At 71.9% G+C, this 18,414-nt stretch carries 16 protein-coding genes; 13 read left to right on the top strand and 3 right to left on the bottom strand.

Translation table 11 applies throughout. The features are described from left to right. Window positions 1–3 precede the first annotated feature (3 nt). Both ACEN96_RS14190 and ACEN96_RS14185 read right to left on the bottom strand, forming a co-directional pair. Window positions 4–489: a type III effector protein chaperone gene (locus ACEN96_RS14190; protein WP_495583738.1), complete on the bottom strand. Its 486-nt coding sequence runs from the start codon at window positions 487–489 to the stop codon at window positions 4–6. A gap of 20 nt (window positions 490–509) precedes the next feature. Beyond that, the gene (locus ACEN96_RS14185) at window positions 510–2,201 is read right to left on the bottom strand and encodes an HrpF/NolX family T3SS translocon protein (RefSeq protein ID WP_495583737.1); all 1,692 of its coding nucleotides are present in this window, start codon (window positions 2,199–2,201) and stop codon (window positions 510–512) included. A gap of 329 nt (window positions 2,202–2,530) precedes the next feature. Between ACEN96_RS14185 and ACEN96_RS14180 the strand changes: the two genes are divergently transcribed. From ACEN96_RS14180 to ACEN96_RS14140, 9 genes are all read left to right on the top strand, one after another. Continuing rightward, window positions 2,531–6,343: a hypothetical protein gene (locus tag ACEN96_RS14180; RefSeq protein ID WP_495583736.1), complete on the top strand. Its 3,813-nt coding sequence runs from the start codon at window positions 2,531–2,533 to the stop codon at window positions 6,341–6,343. 381 nt (window positions 6,344–6,724) lie between these two features. Then, window positions 6,725–7,837 carry a type III secretion system export apparatus subunit SctU gene (gene sctU / locus ACEN96_RS14175; RefSeq protein WP_495583735.1) on the top strand — a complete coding sequence of 371 codons (1,113 nt, stop codon included), beginning with the start codon at window positions 6,725–6,727 and terminating at the stop codon, window positions 7,835–7,837. 24 nt (window positions 7,838–7,861) lie between these two features. Beyond that, a complete protein-coding gene (gene sctV, locus ACEN96_RS14170; RefSeq protein WP_495583734.1) occupies window positions 7,862–9,916 on the top strand; it encodes a type III secretion system export apparatus subunit SctV in 2,055 nt (684 codons plus the stop codon). A 22-nt stretch (window positions 9,917–9,938) separates the two neighbouring features. Then, on the top strand, window positions 9,939–10,619 hold the full coding sequence (locus ACEN96_RS14165) for a type III secretion HpaP family protein (protein WP_495583733.1): 681 nt from the start codon (window positions 9,939–9,941) through the stop codon (window positions 10,617–10,619). Continuing rightward, on the top strand, window positions 10,616–11,761 hold the full coding sequence (gene sctQ, locus ACEN96_RS14160; protein ID WP_495583732.1) for a type III secretion system cytoplasmic ring protein SctQ: 1,146 nt from the start codon (window positions 10,616–10,618) through the stop codon (window positions 11,759–11,761). The genes ACEN96_RS14165 and sctQ overlap by 4 nt, the downstream gene beginning before the upstream one ends. Window positions 11,762–11,811: 50 nt before the next feature. Then, complete coding sequence (gene sctR / locus ACEN96_RS14155) at window positions 11,812–12,420, top strand: type III secretion system export apparatus subunit SctR (protein WP_495588611.1); 609 nt, start codon at window positions 11,812–11,814, stop codon at window positions 12,418–12,420. A 43-nt stretch (window positions 12,421–12,463) separates the two neighbouring features. Then, window positions 12,464–12,724, top strand: a complete 261-nt coding sequence (sctS, locus tag ACEN96_RS14150) for a type III secretion system export apparatus subunit SctS (RefSeq protein ID WP_343640950.1) — start codon at window positions 12,464–12,466, stop codon at window positions 12,722–12,724. Beyond that, complete coding sequence (locus tag ACEN96_RS14145; RefSeq protein WP_495583731.1) at window positions 12,721–13,716, top strand: hypothetical protein; 996 nt, start codon at window positions 12,721–12,723, stop codon at window positions 13,714–13,716. The genes sctS and ACEN96_RS14145 overlap by 4 nt, the downstream gene beginning before the upstream one ends. Beyond that, the gene (locus tag ACEN96_RS14140) at window positions 13,713–14,168 is read left to right on the top strand and encodes a CesT family type III secretion system chaperone (protein ID WP_495583730.1); all 456 of its coding nucleotides are present in this window, start codon (window positions 13,713–13,715) and stop codon (window positions 14,166–14,168) included. Before ACEN96_RS14145 ends, ACEN96_RS14140 begins: the two co-directional genes overlap by 4 nt. Window positions 14,169–14,199: 31 nt before the next feature. Here ACEN96_RS14140 and ACEN96_RS14135 read toward each other — a convergent pair whose 3' ends face one another. Further along, on the bottom strand, window positions 14,200–14,994 hold the full coding sequence (locus ACEN96_RS14135) for a winged helix-turn-helix transcriptional regulator (RefSeq protein WP_495583729.1): 795 nt from the start codon (window positions 14,992–14,994) through the stop codon (window positions 14,200–14,202). Window positions 14,995–15,444: 450 nt separating this feature from the next. On the opposite strand from ACEN96_RS14135, the gene ACEN96_RS14130 reads away from it, so the two are divergent. The 4 genes from ACEN96_RS14130 (at window position 15,445) to ACEN96_RS14115 (ending at window position 18,268) form a co-directional block, all read left to right on the top strand. Further along, window positions 15,445–15,957, top strand: a complete 513-nt coding sequence (locus ACEN96_RS14130; RefSeq protein WP_495583728.1) for a hypothetical protein — start codon at window positions 15,445–15,447, stop codon at window positions 15,955–15,957. Window position 15,958: 1 nt separating this feature from the next. Then, on the top strand, window positions 15,959–16,786 hold the full coding sequence (gene sctT / locus ACEN96_RS14125) for a type III secretion system export apparatus subunit SctT (RefSeq protein ID WP_495583727.1): 828 nt from the start codon (window positions 15,959–15,961) through the stop codon (window positions 16,784–16,786). A 140-nt stretch (window positions 16,787–16,926) separates the two neighbouring features. After that, entirely contained in the window at window positions 16,927–17,727 is an 801-nt protein-coding gene (locus ACEN96_RS14120; protein WP_495583726.1) for a hypothetical protein, read from the top strand. Window positions 17,728–17,803: 76 nt separating this feature from the next. Beyond that, complete coding sequence (locus ACEN96_RS14115; protein ID WP_495583725.1) at window positions 17,804–18,268, top strand: hypothetical protein; 465 nt, start codon at window positions 17,804–17,806, stop codon at window positions 18,266–18,268. Window positions 18,269–18,414 lie beyond the last annotated feature (146 nt).

Genomic DNA, 18,414 nt, shown 5'->3' with positions numbered 1-18,414 from the left:
GCTTCATTGCGTCCTGGTCGCGGTGAAGTCCTGCAGCAGCAGCGCCAGCTGCCGCACGGCGAGCAGGTCCCGCGCCAGGCTCGCCGATGTCGCGGTCCCGGCGTCCGCGGTGCCGTGCAGCATCAGCTCGCCGTCGGGATCGCAGCCGATGGTCATGCGGTGCACCGCGAGCAGTCCGGGCGCCTGCGCCAGCACGCTGGACAAGGCCGAGACCGGCATCTGTCCCACGCGCCGCCCCAGGCTCACCGAGATCACCAGCGAGTTGGCGCCCTCCGTCCCCAGCGCCACGGGCGACACGAGGACCACCTCGCCATCGAGCACCAGTCCGCCGTCGAGCGCGGCCTGCTCGGCCGCCGCGGCATCCATGCCGAGCGCGCGGGCCGCCTCGCGCGTCAGCGCATGAACGCGGGTCAGCAGGTTGCCCGCATCCGATGGCGGCCTGAACTCCGGGTCCGCAAAGAGGGTCGAGCTGTCGAAAGTCGTGATCATGAAGACGTCTCCAGGAGGTGTCAGGGTTGCGGGGGCCGCGGTTCGTCCGGAGGCGTCCCAGGGAGTACCGGCCGGTCGCCCGGGCGCGGCGTGAGATGGCGCAGCGCGAGCTCCTCGGCCTTGGGCTTCACCACCTCGTTGAGCACTTGCTTGCCGGTTTCCTTGACCGCGGCCTTCGCGGCGGTCTTCGCGATCACGCCGGTGCTCGCGGTGACGGCCTTGCCCGCCCCAGGGGCCGCGAGCACGCCCAGCGCATTGCCGCCGAAGCTCTTGCCGGCATTGGCCGCGGCCCGCTTCACGTCACCGCCGTCGATGGCGGTGCGTCCCACGTCGAGCCCGCCCGCGATCGCGTTCGTCACCATCGATCCGGCCGCGGCGGCCTGGCTGATCAGCGGAATCTTCAGCGCCGCGATCGCGCCCAGGGTCGTCGAGCCGATCTTCTCGAAGATGGACAAGCCCTTCATCACGCCGGTCACGACGCCCCTCAGCTTGCCGCCCTTCACGGCGCGCGTGTCGGGCTGGTTCCAGCGGCCATCGACCATCTCGCGCACCGCCGCCGGGTCGCGCTCCGGCGCCGCGTCGCGCGACAGCCCGGCAGGGACCTCGCCGCGGGGCGGCGTCTCCGCCGGCGGTCCCGCGTTGACGTCGACCCGCTCGATGAAGCGCCGCAGATCCTTGCGCCCGATCCGGCCGTCGTCCGACGAGCGCCAGGCGTTGCTCTTGTGTCCGCGTTCCGCGTTGTCGAGCAGGCCGAACAGCACGGGATCGGCCAGCAGTACCCTCGCCGCCTCGACATGCCCGCGCGGCTGGCGCGGATCCTCGACGATGCGCCGCAGCTTCTCTCGATCGAACAGACGCCCGTCGAAGAAGTCATCGGCATGGTGCTCGATCGTGCGCACGGCGCGGCGCTCCTCCGGGCGCAGCTGGACGTTGCGGCCCAGCGCATCGGCCAGCCGGGCGCGGGGGATCGCCTCGTCCTGCGTCCGCCCGGTCACCTGCTCCCATTCGCCAGGGCGGTCGGCGAAGTAGCGCGCCGCCGCGATCACCTGCGGCGGCCGGCGATCCATCGACAGCGTGCCGTCGACGAGCTCCCGCAGCGTCTGCAGCGACGTGGCCTTCGGCAGGTAGTCGGAGTACTTGTAGAGCTCGCGCGCCGCGTCGGAGCGCGTCATCTCCCGGACCTGCTCGCGCACTTGATCGCCGTTGTCGGAGGCGAGGTAGTGGTGGCTGAAGCTCTCCGCACGGCGGCGGTTGTAGCGGATCAGTTCATGGGATTCCGACACGTTGCGCAGGTCGCCGCGCCCGATCAGGCCATCGACCCGGCCATTGCTCGCGCTGTCCAGCCCCTGCTTCAGTTCCTCGTCCACCAGGACGGTCCGCAGCGCGCGCCCGAGTTCCGGCGCGGTGTGCGGATCGTCGGCCAGGCGCCGCAGGTCCTCGTCGGACTTGGGCTTGTCGAACAGCCGCTCGTTGCGCTGCAGCGTGGAGACCGTCTGCAGGCGGTCCATCGGCACCGGGACGGCGACGGGCGGCGCCTCGGGCCCGGCCTGCGGAGACGGCGCGTCGGCCGACCGCCTCAGCGACGTGGTCACCACCGCATCCAGCCGCTGCTGGTAGTCCGGCGGAAGTCCGGCGGCGGGGTCCGCTGTCGGGCCACCGGTCGCCGGGAGCGGCGGCGTGGGCAGTCCCCGGTTCACGATGGGCTGGGACATCACTCTTTCCTTGTGCGTGGGCCGATGCAGGCCGATGGGAAGCAGCGCGGCCTGACAGCGCCTCGACACATGCTCTTGCAGCGCCCGCGGCCTCGAATGGCGGCAGGCGAAGCGCGGGCCGCTCGAACGAAGCCGGCCGCGCGAGGCCGCCCGCGGCCTGCACGATCCGGGCGCATGCCGATGCCAGCTGGCGCGGCGATGGCCCTCGATCAGGGCTGCTCCAGCCCTCCGGCTTCGCATGCCGGGCGATCGTTTCGCCCGCACCCCACACCGGTGCGCGTCTGCACCGAATCTGGCGCCTTCCAACGATCAGCTCACCTGAGGCCCCCATGCCGGAAATCCCCAGCTCCAGCAGCCCCGCGCCGCTCCTGTCGGCCAGCACCACTCCCAGCATTGCGCAAGAGACCGCTCAGCAGCCGGCCACGCCGCCAGCCGCCGAGGCCTCTTCCTCCCATTTCTTCGGCCTGCGCCGCCGTCCGAATCGCCAGGGCGACATCGAGTCCGGCAGACCTCCCGCGGACGACGCGTCCATCGGCTTTTCCTCGGCGCTGGCGCCCAAGCTGCAGCAGGGGCTCATCGCCACCTACGGCTCCAAGATGCAGCACCCGGTCACCACCACGGGGACGGTCCTGGGCTATCAGGCGTGGAACCAGCTCTCCGCCGGCGGCCCGCCCGGCGAGATGCCGAAGGCGCCCAAGCTGCCGCCGCTGGAGCCGGACCGTTTCAACTTCGCCGTTCCCGCGGAGCGCGGTGCCCAGTTGAAGCTGGCGACGGCACTGCTGGACACGCCCGCGCTCGACAAGTGGCTGCCCGCGCCGCAGACAGCGGCGGGCTCGCCCGGTGCGGCCTCGCCGCTGTCGCAGATCCTCGGCGCATCGGCGCAGGCCGTGGTCGGCGCCACCACCGTGGCGCTGCAATCGGTCGGGATCGCCGCCCGCCCCACGGCGACGCTGGCCGACATGGCTTCGCCCGAGGCGCGCGCGGCCGCCGAGTCCGGCTCGCCGATGCTGAACGCCCGAGTCGGCGAGCAGCGGGCCTTCATCGAGCTGGCCGGCGCCCGGTACGCGGCCCGCGGCATCGAGATCGAGGTCGACAAGGCCGTGCAGTGCCTGCAGGCCGCCGCGGGGGACAAGGGGTCGCAGGTGGAGGCCGTCGTCACCGGCTTCAAGCCGCTGCTGACCGCGCTGCGCCGTCTGCCCGCGGACGCGCCGCCGGAGCAACGCGAAGCGGCCGAAGGCGCGTTGCGCCTGCATGGCCAGAAGATGCTGGACCTGCCGCCCGACGTGCAGACGGCGCTGCATCAGGCGATGAGCAAGTTCGACGGCGCCGTCATGGCCGAGGCCCAGGCCACGCAGCGGCATGCCGCCGCGCAGGAACGCCTGTCGACGCTGCAGAACGAGCGCATGGACACGCTCGTCGACCAGGCGCGCGGCCTCCATGCGCCGCTGGGCGGCGAGCTGCGCGCGGTGGCGGACCGGCTCGGCGCCCGGCCGCCCAAGGAGGATCAGCTGCCGCGCGACACGGTGCTGGAGAACGTCTTCAACGCCGGGATCGTGGCCTTCGCGCCGCGCGCGGCGACCGGCCCGTTGAGCCTGGGAGAGGGACAGGCGGCGCAGATGACGCATGCCTTGCAGACGCTGGGCGCGCTGGATGCGGGCCAACTGGCCAATCTCACCGCCGACCCCGGATCGCGCACGCCCGCGCAGTCCGCGGCCGTGGCCCTGGCGCGGGAAGTCGCGGTGCTGCCCCGCGGCGTGGAGATGCTGTCCGCGCTGATCGCGCCGCCGCCGGCAGGCGCGCCGGCGCTCGACCTCGAGACCTCGGATCGCCGCGTCGCGGCGCTGCGCGTGCTGTTCACGGCGGACGCCGCGCTGCAGGCCTCCGGCGGCGAGCTGCCGCAGCTGGCCCGCAGTGCCGCCGCCCAGGCGCTGCAGACCTCGGACTTCAAGCTGGACGGACTGCCGCCCGAGCAACGTCATGCGTTCAACGCGGTGCGCAACGAGTTCTTCGAGAAGGGCCCGGGCACGCCGCTGCAGCAGGCCGACGACTACCTCAAGGGCCTGACCACGGACATGCTGTCGAGCGTGTCTCGGGAGAACTCCCTGAAGGGCATGATCGCGCGCACGCTGCCGGTGGGCGGGGCCACGGCGCTGAATCCTTCGGCCATCGCCTCGGCCACGCGCACGCTGGCGCAGGCCGGCCTGATCACCAGCACGGCCGTGGCGGTGGACGCGATGCGGGACGGCATCGGGACGCTGCGTGATGGCGACGGCGCCCTGCCGGCCGAACGCGCGCTGAAGACGCTGGCTGGCGCGCTCGATGCTGCGGTGCCGAGGGAGACGCCGGAACACCTGCTCCATGCGACGGTGGCCGAGGTGCAGGTGCCCGTGCGCTTCGGCCTGGATGACCGGACCCTGCAGTCGCATCCGAAGCTGGCCGAGCTGTGGGGCCGCTATGCCGACGGCGAGATCAAGCCGGCCGAGGCCGCGCATCAGCTCGCGCGGCTGGCCGCCACCGATCTCACCGCAGCTGGCGAGCCTGACGCGGCCAAGACCGTCGGCGCGTTCCGCAAGACGCTCGATGCCGCGGTCGGCTCCGCGATCTGGAACCGCGGCCAGATCGACGACAGGCAGCAGCTGCTGGACGGCCTGATCTCGATCGCCCGGCTGATGTCGGTGCGGGACAAGTTCAAGTTCAGCGGCGGCAACAGCTATGGCTTCGACACCTCGCGGGTGCAGATGGGCGTCAAGCCCAGCGATTTCCCGGACCCGCTGTCGCTGACCATGCGCGTGGCGGCGGCCGGGAAGTACCAGCACGACCTGGTGATGGAGGTCGGCATGACGACGGCCGCCTATTACCTCACCGCCGGCACCCAGAGCACCGTGGCGGGGAAGCTGGGCTTCGGCACCGGCGCCTCGACCCGGCTCACCACCGGCGAGGTGTCGCTGAGCCTGCGGGCGGCGGACCTGACCGCCGCCGCCAGCTACGAGAACCAATGGCAGAACGGCCTGCAGGTGCGCGTGCCGCAGGACGTGCCGACCCAGCCCAAGAACCAGCTCGAGTTCGAGGACATGCTGCGCCACGCGGTGATGTGGGAGGAGATGGGCCATGCCGGCCCCGTCGACGCGATCCTCACGAAGGTCGACGTGGCCTCGCTCAACCTGCTGGGCAAGTACAACCGCGAGGCCATCCGCGGCGAGCTCTCCGGCACCGTCGCCAGTCCGCAGCTCACCTTCTCCCGGCCGGTGGCCGGCGCGCCGGCGGCAGCGGCGGCGCCGGCGTCAGGCGCCTCGGAGCTCGCCCCGGCCCCGTCCCCATCGGCGGCGACCGCCCCGCTGGCGCAGGTCGCGCAGGCGCGCGCGGCGTTGTGGCAGGGGCGCACCGTGGGCGAGGTCCGGCACGCCATGGCGGATGAAGCGTCGGGCTACTACCGCTATCCGGAGGAGCGGGCCGGCGCCCGGACCCTGGTCCAGAGCGGCATGGCGGCCAGTCTCAGCGTGAACCTGAAGAAATTCGGCGATGGCAAGACGATCAACGCGGCCGACGTCGCCGGGGCCAGCCGGATGGGGGACCACATCGGCGGGACCGAAGTGACCAAGCGCCTGGTCACCGTGGACGGCGTGACGGCACCGATGCGCACGCGCCGCATCACCGAGTTCGTCGACCTGCCGCGCTTCGAGCAGGCGATCGAAGCCGATCGTGCCCGCTGGATCAACCACGGCAACACCTACACGAAGTTCCCGGAGGACTTCAAGAAGGAGGCGGGCGACTTCCGGCTCCGGCAGCAGTCGTCGGAGTCGGACCTGCGGCAGATCTTCCAGGACGCGGGCAAGCTGGACAACCAGTTCAAGCAGTACCTGGCGGTGGATTGCATGCAGGTGCCGGCCGCGGCCATCGTCGATGGTTACGACGCCAGCGCCGTCCTGGCGCGCAAGCTCGGCAAGCCCGAGGAGGCAGCCGCGATCCACGCCGAGCGCGAAGCCTTCCTGGCCGAGGACTCGAGCTGGCAGCCGCGCCGGATGGCGATCAACAACGTGTTCAACACCGCCAACCAGCCCGGCGTGACGCTGCTGGGCCTGGAGGTGCGCGTCGCCGACAACTCGGAAGGCGCGCACAACGACGTGCTGTTCCCGCGCGGGTGACGGCTTCGCGCGGCCGTCGCCGCTGGCCCTCACCCCCGCCCTCTCCCGCAAGCGGGCGAGGGGGTAAGAAGAGCCGGGCGGCGCAGTAAACCCCCTCGCCCCAGCGGGGAGAGGGAGGGGAGAGGGGGCTCGTGCCACAGCGCTGCTGCCCTTCGAAGCACCCCCTCTCCCCTGCCCTCTCCCCCCTCGCGGGGGGCGAGGGAGTTCTTGCGCGAGGCAAGTGCCGACACTCGCTCCTTCTTACCCACGGAGTCCATCGTCACGCCGGCTTCGCGCCCGATCGCATCGCTTCGCCTCGCCGCCCGGACGCGATGGCTCCGGCTCTTAGATTGACTCCTGTCGCAGCGCCCGCGCTGCTCCTGCCTGCGAGGCCCGTCCATCATGTCCGGCGAAAAGACCGAAGAGCCGACAAAGAAGAAGCTCGACGATGCCCGCAAGAAGGGCCAGAGCCCCAAGAGCCAGGACGTCAACGCCGCGCTCAGCCTGGTGGGCCTGCTCATCGTGCTGATCGTGATGGCGGAGTCGACGCTGGACCAGCTCTGCGCCCTGATCGCGCGCGCCCTGCGCGAGGGCGTCGCCGCCAGGAGCAACGAGGAACTCCTCGCCCTGACCATCGACATCACGCGCTCCGGCTTCCTCGCCACCCTGCCCTTCGTCGCCGTGTCCGTGGCGCTGGGCGTGATCGCGTCCTTCGCCCAGGTCGGCTTCAACCTGTCGTTCGAGCCGCTCAACCTGCAGTTCGACAAGCTCAATCCCGCCGAGGGCGTCAAGAAGCTCTTCTCGGTCCGCTCCATCGTCGACTTCCTGAAGATGGTGGCCAAGGCCATCGCCCTCGGCGCCGTGCTCTGGGTCATGATCCGCGGCCTGGTGCCGCTGCTCGTCGGCGCCGCCTACTTCGACGCCGCCGGCGTCGGCGTGCTCGGCTGGAAAGCGCTGATCAAGCTGATCTCCGCTGGCTGCCTGGTCTTCATCATCGTCGGACCAGTCGACTTCGGCCTGCAGCTGTGGCTCTTCAAGCGCGACCAGAAGATGTCCAAGGACGAGATCAAGCGCGAGCACAAGGAGAGCGAGGGCGACCCGCAGCTCAAGGGCAAGCGCAAGGAGCTCGCCCATGAGATGGCCACCACGCCGCCCGAGCAGCGCGTGCCCGGCTCCACCGTCGTCGTCACCAACCCGACCCACTACGCGGTCGCGCTGCGCTACGAGCCCGGCGAGACACCGCTGCCGGTCATCGTCGCCAAGGGCATGGACGCCGAGGCGCTGCGCATCCGCGCGATCGCCGAGAAGTCCGGCGTCCCCATCGTCGGCAACCCGCCGCTGGCCCGCGCGCTGCACAAGCTGCCGGTGGACGACGCCATCCCCGAGGAACTCTTCGAGGCCGTCGCCACCGTGCTGCGCTGGGTCGCCTACCTGCACACGATGACCTCGCCGGCGCCCATCCCGGCGCCCGCCGCGACCGCCGCGACCGCCGCATCGGCGCCCCCGCCCCCCTGACCCCTCCCGGAAGGATCCGCCGCCATGGCCACCCTGCGCCTCAGTCCCACCATGGGCAACGACCTCACGATGGCCGGGCTCATCGTCGCCATCGTGGCGCTGATGATCCTGCCGCTGCCCACGATGCTGATCGACACGCTGCTGGCGATCAACATCGCCGTCAGCGTGCTGCTGCTGATGACCACGCTGTTCATCCCCAACGCGGTGTCGCTGTCCTCGTTCCCGTCGCTGCTGCTGTTCACGACGCTGTTCCGGCTCTCGCTCAACATCGCCTCGACCAAGGCGATCCTGCTGCACGCCGACGCCGGCCACGTGATCGAGAGCTTCGGCAACCTGGTCGTCGGCGGCAACCTGGTGGTGGGCATCGTCGTCTTCATCATCATCACGGTGGTGCAGTTCATCGTGATCTCCAAGGGCTCGGAGCGCGTGGCCGAGGTCGGCGCGCGCTTCACCCTCGACGCGATGCCCGGCAAGCAGATGAGCATCGACGCCGACCTGCGCGCCGGCATCCTCACCGCCGAGGAAGCCAAGCGCAAACGCGCCATGCTGGCGATGGAAAGCCAGATGCACGGCGGCATGGACGGCGCGATGAAGTTCGTCAAGGGCGACGCCATCGCCGGCCTGATCATCACGATGGTCAACATCCTGGCCGGCATCGTGGTCGGCGTGCTGTACCACGGCATGACCGCCGGCGAGGCCTCGACCCGCTTCGCCGTGCTGTCCATCGGCGACGCGATGGTGTCGCAGGTGCCCTCGCTCTTCATCTGCGTGGCCGCCGGCGTGCTGATCACCCGCGTCGCCGACGAGCAGGAGAAGAAGCCGCGTTCGCTCGGCCAGGAGATCGGCGCCCAGCTCTCGCGCAACCCCCGCGCGATCTACCTGGCCGGCGGGCTGACCATGGCCTTCGCGCTGGTGCCGGGCTTCCCGGCGCTGCAGTTCCTCGGCCTGGCGGCGGGACTGGTGGCCATCGCCCACTGGCTGGGCAGGCGCCAGCGCAAGGAGGAGGCCACCGTGCTGTCCAAGCCCATCGGCGCGCTGCAGCGCGAGGGCGGCAAGGGCGAGGCGCCCGCGATCCTGCAGCAGCCGCCGCACTTCGCCAAGCCGCTGGCGATCCGGATGTCGCGCCCGCTGGGCGAGCTGCTCGAAGCCGACCGCCTCGACGAGGCGCTGGAATCCGAGCGCCACAGGCTGCAGGCCCATCTGGGCCTGCCCTTCCCCGGCGCGGCGATGTGGGTGTCCGCCGAGCTGCCGGAGCACCGCTTCGACGTGCTGCTCAACGACGTGCCCGCGAGCCAGCACACGGTCCCCGGCCGGCTGCTGCTGCTGACCGACCCGGCCAGCGCGCTCGCCGGCGCGGCCCAGCGCCACGGACCGATCCTGCATCACGCCGAGTCGCTGTGGCTGCCGCTCGCCGCGGTGCCCGAGGCGCAGCGCGGCGCCTGCATGGACCTGGAGTCGGTGATCGCCGCGCAGGTCTTCGGCGTGCTGCGCCGCCACGCCCACATGTTCATGGGCGTGCAGGAGGTGCAGTGGGTCATCGACCGCGTCTCGCCCGAGTACCCCGGCCTGGTGGCCGAGGTGCAGAAGGTGCTGCCGCTGCAGCGCATCGCCGAAGTGCTGCGCCGGCTGCTCGAGGAGCAGGTCCCCATCCGCAACGTGCGCTCGATCTTCGAGAGCCTGATCGCCTGGGGCCCGAAGGAGAAGGACATGCTGCTGCTGACCGAGTACGTGCGCGGCGACCTCGGCCGCTACCTGGCCTTCGAGGCGACGGCGGGCCGCGGCCACCTGTCGGCGGTGCTGCTGGATCCGGCCATCGAGCAGGCGATCCGCCAGTGCATCAAGCCCACCCCGGCCGGCAACTACCTGGCGATGCCGCCCGAGAACGCGATCGCCTTGACCGACCGCATCGCCGAGCTGGCCGGCACGCCGGCGCAAGGCGTGGCGCTGGTCACCTCGATGGACATCCGCCGCTACGTGCGCAAGATGATCGAGGGCCGGCTCGACTGGCTGCGCGTCTACTCCTTCCAGGAACTGGGCAGCCTCGTCGAGCTGCGGCCGATCGGCCGCGTGAGCGGCTGAGCCCGCGGACCGCCGGCGTCCCATGTCGCGCACCGAGCCCCGCCGCCCCTTGCGGCTGCTGCAGCCCGCCGAGGTCGCGGGGCGCCCCGCCGCGGCCGCGCAAGCGGCGGCGCAGCAGTCGGCGGACCGGTTCCGGCGCACGCTCGGCGCCACGCGCCGGCAGGAGCCGGCCGAGGCCGCCACGCCGGCGTCGTCGAGCGCCCCGGCCGCGCAGGACACGGCCGCCTCCTCCGCCCATCCGGAAGGGCACGGCCCCCAGGCCCGCGCCGACCATCCCCCCACCCTCGCCGGGCCGGCGGCGCCCCTGGCCGCGCAGCGGGCCGCGGCGGTCCTTCACGCGCTGCTTCCGCGGGACGACGGACCTGCACCGGAAGCGATCGATGTCCCGGCCGAGGGTGACGGCCTGGACACGCCGGCCGCCGCCGCCGACGACTGGCCGCGGCGCATGGCCGCGTCGATCGCGACCCTGTGCGCCCGCGCCGATCCGGCCATCGTGAACTGGACCGTCACGATCCCGATGGATCCGGCGGTCCTGCCGGAGACGACGCTGCAGTTGAGTCTTTCGCAGCACTGGCTCGCGCTTCGCTTCTCGACGCAGTCGCCGCGGTCGCACCACCTAGTCTGCCAATACCGCCCCCGGCTGCTCGAGCAGCTCGAGCGCCTGCCCCACCTGCCCCACGGCATCGACATCGAAGTCCTATGACGCCTGAGCTGCTGACCGCCACGACGCCGATCCCCGCCCCGCCGCCGCGCGCCGCGGTGGCGCGCGCGGAGAGCCTGACCGGCCGGCTGCCGGCGCTGCGTCCGGCGGCGGCGCGCGCGGCGCGCGTCGGCTTCGACGGCCGCTTCCCCCGCTGGCTCTCCGAGCGGGTCGGCGTGGCGGCGCAGGTGCATGCCGCGCGGCCGCCGACGGAGCTGCTGTCGCTGGACCTGCGCAGCGCGGCCGGCCGCGCCGACGTGGCGCTGGATCCGGCGCAATGGCCGGCGCTCGCGATGGCGGCGGCACTGCCCGACGCCGAGCTGGCGCGCGAGGTCGCCGACGCGCTGCTGGCGCCGCTGGCCGCGCGGCTCGCGCCGCTGCTGCCCGGGCTGCGCCTGGGCGCGATCCGCCGCTATCCATCGGCGGCCGTCAGCGACGGCGGCCTGCCGGCGCTGGCGGTCGGGGGCGGGCAGCTGTCGCTGGTGCGGCTGGACCGGGCGCTGGCGGATCACCTCGACGCGCTGATGCGCGATGGCGCGGCTTCGCCGCTGGGCCGGCTGGCCGCGCTGCGGGTGCCGATGCGCCTGGCGCTGTTCGACCGGCCGCTGGGCCAGCGCGCGCTGCGCGGCCTGGCCGCTGGCGACGTGGTGCTGGCCGGCGCCGCGCGCCGCGCCGGGCCGCGCTGGCGCGTCACCTTGAAATTCGGACTGGGAATCACGATGCAAGCCACTGCCGACCTCGACCTCGATGCCTCCCGCGCCCACCTCGCGGCCCCGCCCCGCCTCGTCGACGAGGCCGCCATGGCCGCGCCGCTCGCCGCGCCGCAGGCCCAGGGGCTGGAGCATCTGCAAGTGCCGGTGTCCTTCGAGATCGACAGCGCCCGCATCGCGCTGGGCGAGCTGGCCAGCCTGGGCGAAGGCGCGGTCATCGAACTCGACGTGCCGCTGTCCGAGGCCAGCGTGCGCCTGGTCTGCCATGGGCAGACGCTGGGCATCGGGCAGCTGGTGGCGATCGGTGACCAGCTCGGCGTGCGCATCCTGCGGATGGGCCTGGGCGCCACCGGAACGGGGCCCGCGGCCGGCCTGACCGCAATGGCGTCAATGGCCGCAATGCCTGGCGTGACCGGCATGGGGCAGCCGTCATGATGCCGCTGCCGAGCACCGATCCGGTCTCGCTGTTCCTGGTGCTGGCGGCGATGGCGGTGCTGCCGTTCGCCGCCATGGTGGTGACCTCGTACACCAAGATCGCGGTGGTGCTGGGCCTGCTGCGCAACGCCATCGGCGTCCAGCAGGTGCCGCCCAACATGGTCCTCAACGGCGTGGCGATGATCGTGTCCTGCTACATCATGGCGCCCGTGCTGATGGAGGCCTCCGAGCAGATGCGCGGCGCCTCGCCGACGGGGACGCAGTCGAACGCGCAGCAGCTGCTGGGCGCCGCCGACGCCGCGCGCGAGCCCTTCCGCCGCTTCCTCGACAAGCACGCCGATCCGGCCGAGAAGGCCTTCTTCCTGAAGTCCGCCGCCGCGATCTGGCCGGCCGAGCGCGCCGCCCAGCTCAAGAAGGACGACCTGCTGGTGCTGGCGCCGGCCTTCCTGCTGACCGAGCTCTCCGCCGCCTTCCGCATCGGCTTCCTGCTGTACCTGGCCTTCGTCGTCATCGACCTGGTGATCGCCAACGTGCTGCTGGCGATGGGCCTGTCCCAGGTCACGCCGACCAACGTCGCCATCCCGTTCAAGCTGCTGCTGTTCATCGTGCTGGACGGCTGGCCCAAGCTCATCCACGGGCTGGTGCTGACCTACCGCTGAACTGCCCCTCAACCGCCGCTGACCGCCGTTGACCGCCACCGCCATGCACTTCGAGAACATCATCCGCCTCACCTCCGAAGCCCTCATGATGTGCCTGATGCTGTCGCTGCCCGCGGTGGCGGTGTCGGCCATCGTCGGCCTGCTGATCTCCTTCGTGCAGGCGATCACCTCGCTGCAGGACTCCAGCATCTCGCAAGGCATCAAGCTGCTGGCGGTGACGGTGGTGGTGGCGATCTGCGCGCCCTGGGCCGGCTCGACGCTGCTGCGCTTTTCCGAGAACCTGCTGGCGGCGATGTTCCTATGAGCGCCGGATCGATCCGCCGCCAGCTGACCGCCCAGGCAGCCCAGGCCGCCGAGACCGCCGCCGCCGCCTCGCGGGTGACCGAGGCCCGGAGCGCCGCCGTGGCGCACCGGCACAACCTCGATCCGCATGAGAGCGAGCTGCAGCGCAGCCAGGGTCATCGCGGCCATTTCCGCGGCTACGTGTTCCGCAACGTCCGCGCGCCGACGCCGCCGCCCACCCGGCGCACGCCGACGCCGCGCCGCCGGCCGCCCGCGCCGCCCGGCGCCGGCGCCTCCGAACTGGATCACGACGAGCAGGCCCCGCCGCCGCCAACGCCGGGTGGCGCGGCGGCCGGCGAGGCGCTGCTGGCGCCCGGCTTCGAGCCGGGGCCGCTGACCCGCCATGACGAGCCGGGCGAGCGCGACCAGGAACATCGCCGCGAGGAAGCGCGCGGCCGGCTGCGCTGGCGGATCGGCGCGCGCTCCGAGCCGCCCGCCGGCCCCGCGGCCTGGCAGGCGGCGCTCGAGGCCCGGGCCGGCGCCAATGCGAAGGCGCTGGCGCCCGTGGCGCCAGGCATGATCACCGCCGCCTTGCCGGAGTACCGGGCGATGGCGCTGGTGGGCACGCTGCTGGCGCTGGAGGCCGCGCCGGCCACGCCAGCCGGTCCATCCGGTCCATCCAGTTCAGCAGGTTCATCCGGTTCATCCGGGCAGACCACGGCGCTGGCCCTCGCCGCCGTGCGCGCCTACCTGCTGCATCGCGCGGAACCCGGACCGCTCGCGACGCTGGCGCGCGTCAAGCAGGCGCTGCTCGACCAGCGCTCGGAGCCGCGTCCGCCCGCGCCCGCCGCGGCCGATCCCGCCGATCCGGCCGTGGAGGCGCGGGAGAACCGCAACCTGCTGCGCCCGCTGCAACTGCTGAACGCCGACCGGCCGCGCACCGAGGCGCAGAACGGCCAGGCCTGCGACCGCATCGCGCTGGTCTGCGCGGCGTCAGGGGCGCCGGAGCGATGAGCCAGGAACGCTTCCAGGCGCTGGTGCGCGACCTGTGCCGGCACATCGACCTGCCGGACCCGGAGGACGTGCTGCGCCGCGGGACCATCGAGGTCGAGGGGTTCGAGGTCAACCTCGCCAACTTCTCGAACGATCCCGGCGCGATGTACCTCAACTTCCATTACGGCATCGTCACCGCGGGGCGCACGCTGCGCGTGTTCCGGCTGCTGCTGGAGGCCAACCTCAGCGTCTACGCGCAGGACCAGGCGCAGCTGGGCCTGCACGCCGACACCGGCGGCATCGTGCTGATCGTGCGCGTGCCGCTGGGCGACACCATCGACGCGCCCTGGCTGGCCGAGACGCTGACCCACTACGCCGAGCACGGCCGCTACTGGCGCGACAACATCGCCAACGCGACCGAGGAAATGTTCCTCGGCATCTGCGCCGGCGACTACTTCTGGATCCGCGCCTGAGCCGGCGCCCGCCCGCGCGGCCGGGCCGCGCTCAGAACTCCCCGGGCCAGAGGTGGCGCAGGTAGCCCGGCGGCTGCTCCTGCGGCTGCGCATGCAGCGGCAGCCCGGGAGCGGCCAGACCGTAGTCCGGCATCGCCCAGCCCAGCGGCTGCTCGTGCAGCAGGTCGAGCCGGTAGCCGATGCTGTAGACCGCCTGGATCCGCACCACCGACTCGCGCGCACCGCAGCTGAGCTTGCGCCGCAGCCGGTAGACATGCTGCTCGAGCGTGCGCTTGCAGATGTCGGTGCCGCCGCCCCAGACCCGCGCCGCCAGGCTGGAGGCGCTGACCACGCGCCCGGCGTTGGAGAACAGCACCCAGGCCAGCGCGAACTCGCGCGCGGTCAGGCTGATCTCCCGGTCGTCGCGCCGCACCGCCGACGCCGCCGCGTCCAGCGAGTACGGCCCGACCTCCAGCCCCATGCGCCGCAGCTGCTGCGGCCGGCCCACGCGCGCCCGCAGCCGCGTGAGCAGCGGCTCGACCGAGTCCGCGTAATCCGCGTAGTCGGTCGCGCCGTGCGCCAGCGCATCGACCATGCCGACAGCGTTGTCGCCACTGACGACCAGGATGGGCACGACACCGCCCAGGCGCAGCTGCAGCATGGCAAGCCAGTCGATGAGGCTGGCATCGGCATCCTCCAGCAGCACGGCCTGCGCCTCCCCGCGCTTGATCGCATGCAGCAGCGCCGCCGGCGACGCCATCGGCCGCAGCTCGACGCCATGCACCGACAGATCGCGAACGAGGGCGGCCTGCCTGGCCTTGTTGATGAACAGTCCAACGAGCTTCACTGAAATTCTCCTGTGCCACGCCGGTGGAATGTGTCTTCCATTGCTTGCCGGCGTGACGGCTTGGAACGGTTGCCCGTTCCGGTATGACGGCCCATCCCGAAGCCGCCGCCGTTAGCGAAATAGTTCATTCGCTGATCTATCAGGGTTCCAGTTTGGCTCACGTTCAGTTGCGTCTCGATGGCCATTGTTGTGACAAGAAGCACAACCTGAGGCTGTTAATCAGCGGTTCACGCGAACGCCATGTAACGTTCACCTCGCGTCCACGCGCCATTCACTTTCATCCCATCAATAGTTTCGGATCAAGGTTGTCACGCGGCGCTTCGGGGCCGCGCGGAAGACTTCGCGCCGCCCGCCGCGCGGCGCCGGCCGGCGCCGCAAGCTCGCCCGGCGGCTGTCCTGGCGGGGAATGGCCCAAGTCCCTCCCCTCCCCGCCCACGGAGGCCTTGATCCATGAGCAGCACGCGCGGATGGCGCACCCTCGTCCGGCTGAAGGAGCGCCGGCTGGAGCAGCTCGACGCGGCGCTGGACGCCGCCCGGGCCCAGGCGCGGCAGCAGCAGCAACAGCTGGAGGCGCTGATGTCCGAGGCCGACGGCTGCCGCGCGCGCGAGGACGCGCAGCGCGCCAGGCTCGACGCCCTGGCCGGCACGGCGGCGGGCTTCCGCCCCAGCGACCTGGTGACGCTGCAGCACCTGCTCGAGGAAGCGGCGCGGACCACGCTCGCCGCGGCCAAGCGGGTGCAGGACGGTGAGCGCCAGGCCGAGGCCACGCGGCAGGCGGTCGTGTCGGCCCAGCACGCGCGCCGGCGCGGCGAGCAGCAGCTCGACGGCTGCCGGCAGCGGCTGGAGACCACGCTCCGCACGCAGCAGGCGGAGCAGGACGACCAGCAGGACGAGGAGGCCGAGGAGGCTTCGGTCGCCCGGATGCTGGCCGCGCGGCCGGACCGCCAGCCGGAGGCGGCCTGAGATGGCGGCCCCGGATCCGCTGGGCGGCACCCAGGCGCTGATCCACCTCGGTGAATCGGTCAAGAGCCTGCTGACGCTGCTGGCGCTGAGCAGCCTGCGCGGCTATGTCGCGATGCTGGTGCTGCCGGTCACCAACGACCAGGTGTTGCAGGGCGTGGTGCGCAACGGCCTGGCGCTGACCATCGGCATCTTCATCGCCTGCGGCCAGCCGCTGCAGGTGGTGGACGGCCTGTCGACCTTCGCGCTGTGCGTGCTGATCGCCAAGGAAGGCCTGATCGGGCTGCTGCTGGGCTACGCGGTCTCGACCGTGTTCTGGGTCGCCGAGGGCATCGGCGTGCTGATCGACAACCAGGCCGGCTACAACAACGTCCAGCAGACCAACCCGCTCAGCGGCGAGCAGAGCACGCCGGTGGGCAACCTGCTGTCGCAGCTGGCGATCTGCGGCTTCTATCTGCTGGGCGGGCTGATGGCGCTGGTGGGATTGCTGTTCGAGTCCTTCCAGTGGTGGCCGCTCAACCGGGCGATGCCCGACTGGTCCAACCTGCTCGAGCGCTTCCTGCAGGCGCAGATCACCGGCTACCTGCAGGCCATGATCAAGATCTGCAGCGCGGTCGTGATGGTGCTGCTGCTGATCGACCTGGGCATCGGCCTGATCTCCAAGACGGCCGACAAGCTGGAGCCCAACAACCTGAGCCAGCCGATCAAGGGCGCGGTGGCGCTGCTGATGCTGGTGCTGCTGGTGGCGGTGTTCTTCGACCAGGTCAAGCCGCAGCTGGCGCTGCACACGATGGCGCGCGAGCTCTCCGCCTGGTTCCAGCCGGCCCATTGAGGCGGCCGTGCCGTGAGGAACGTTTCATCCGGATCGTTTCGTTTCGTATCCAACGGCGGCGCTTCGCCTGCCCGGCGCCCGGCGCCGCGGTGGCGCGGATGCTCTGCATACCCAAGCTGTCCCTGGAAGGAGGACCCGTCATGACCCTGGCTTCATCATCGACCGCGCGGCGCGGCACGCCACCGCTGACGCCGCACATCATGCTGGACCCGCCGTTGCCGCCCGCGCGGCGCGACGGGCCCGCCGCCCCCGGCACGGGGCTGTTCGACATCGACGTCGGCACTGTGTGGAAATCCGCCCACGCGATGCCCGACGGCAATGACGCGCTGCTGACCATGCGCTGCTTCAGCATCGAGGGCCTGCAGCTGCGGCTGGCCCAGCTGCTGCTCGGCCAGGAAGGGCTGCTGCGGCCCGAGGCCGTGCGCTTCCTCGCCGGCGGCCTCGACCAGGCCTACGTGGACGCGCTGAGCTACCGCCGGCTGGCCGCGGCCGCGCCGCGCGTGATCGGGGATCCGGACAGGCATCCGCTGTATGTCGACCTGCTGGCGCAGCAGCTGGTGATCGACACCTCGCGCTGCTTCGTCCGGGGCCAGGCGCGCCTCACCGGCGAGACGGTGCACGGCGTGGTGGCGCTGCTCGAGTCGCCGCAGTTCCGGACCGTCGCCCTGCATCACCGCTGCGCGCTGGGCCCGGAGGCCTCGGAGGCCGAGGTGGCCCTGGCGGTGCGCGCCCTGCTCGACGCCGCCCGCCGCGTCGCCCGCCAGGTGCTGCAGGAGCCGGACTTCGCGCTGACCGGCACCGCGGAGCAGCTCGCCCGCGACGTCGGACCCAAGCTGGTGGCCCGCGCGCTGTTCACCGGCGCCGTCAGCGCCACCGGCGCCGTCGCGGCCGCCTTCGCGGCCCGATGGAAGACCGGCGCGCTCCCCTTGCCCATGGACTGATCCCCCGACCGCGCGCCCGGTGAGGACGCGCCCTTCCCTTAACCGACTGCCGTGCAGTCTTCACCAGGAGCCCTTCATGTCTGTCAACAACATCCCCGGCAGTAATCCTGCACTGGTCCGTCCGTCGGACTTCCTGCCCACCCCCGCCAAGCCCTCGGACTTCCAGGCGCCGCCCAAGACCCAGGAGGCGCCCGTCGGCCTGCAGACGCGCGCCTCGACCGACACCGGCATGGCGCCGCGCGCGAGCATCGGCCAGCAATTCGGGCTGGTGCCGCCGAGCTCCGGCGGCCCGGACGGTCCGAACAAGCCGGGCCCGCGCAACGAGACTTCCAACAGCATCCTGGCCAATGGCGGCAAGGAGTCCACGACGCAGGCCAAGGAAGATGCCAAGACCTCGATGGACAACCTCAGGGAGATCAACGAGATCAACATGAAGTTCCAGATGGACATGGCGCAGCTGCAGATGGTCAAGGGCTTCGTCGAGGCGCAGGCCAAGGCGATCAAGGACATCGGCACGAAGATCGCTCAGGCGGCCAGCTGACGCTGGCGTTCCTCGCTCCTCGCGGCGTCCGCCGCGCCCTCGCCCCCCACACAGGCCCGCCCGTCGGCAGACGCGCGGGCCTCGCTGCTTTTGCACGCGCGCCGTGCGCCCGCAAGCGCTGTTGCGTCCGTTCACCAATGAGACGG

This window comes from Roseateles sp. Mitsp63 (genome assembly GCF_059491535.1).
This window is presented reverse-complemented; position numbering and strand designations above follow the sequence as displayed.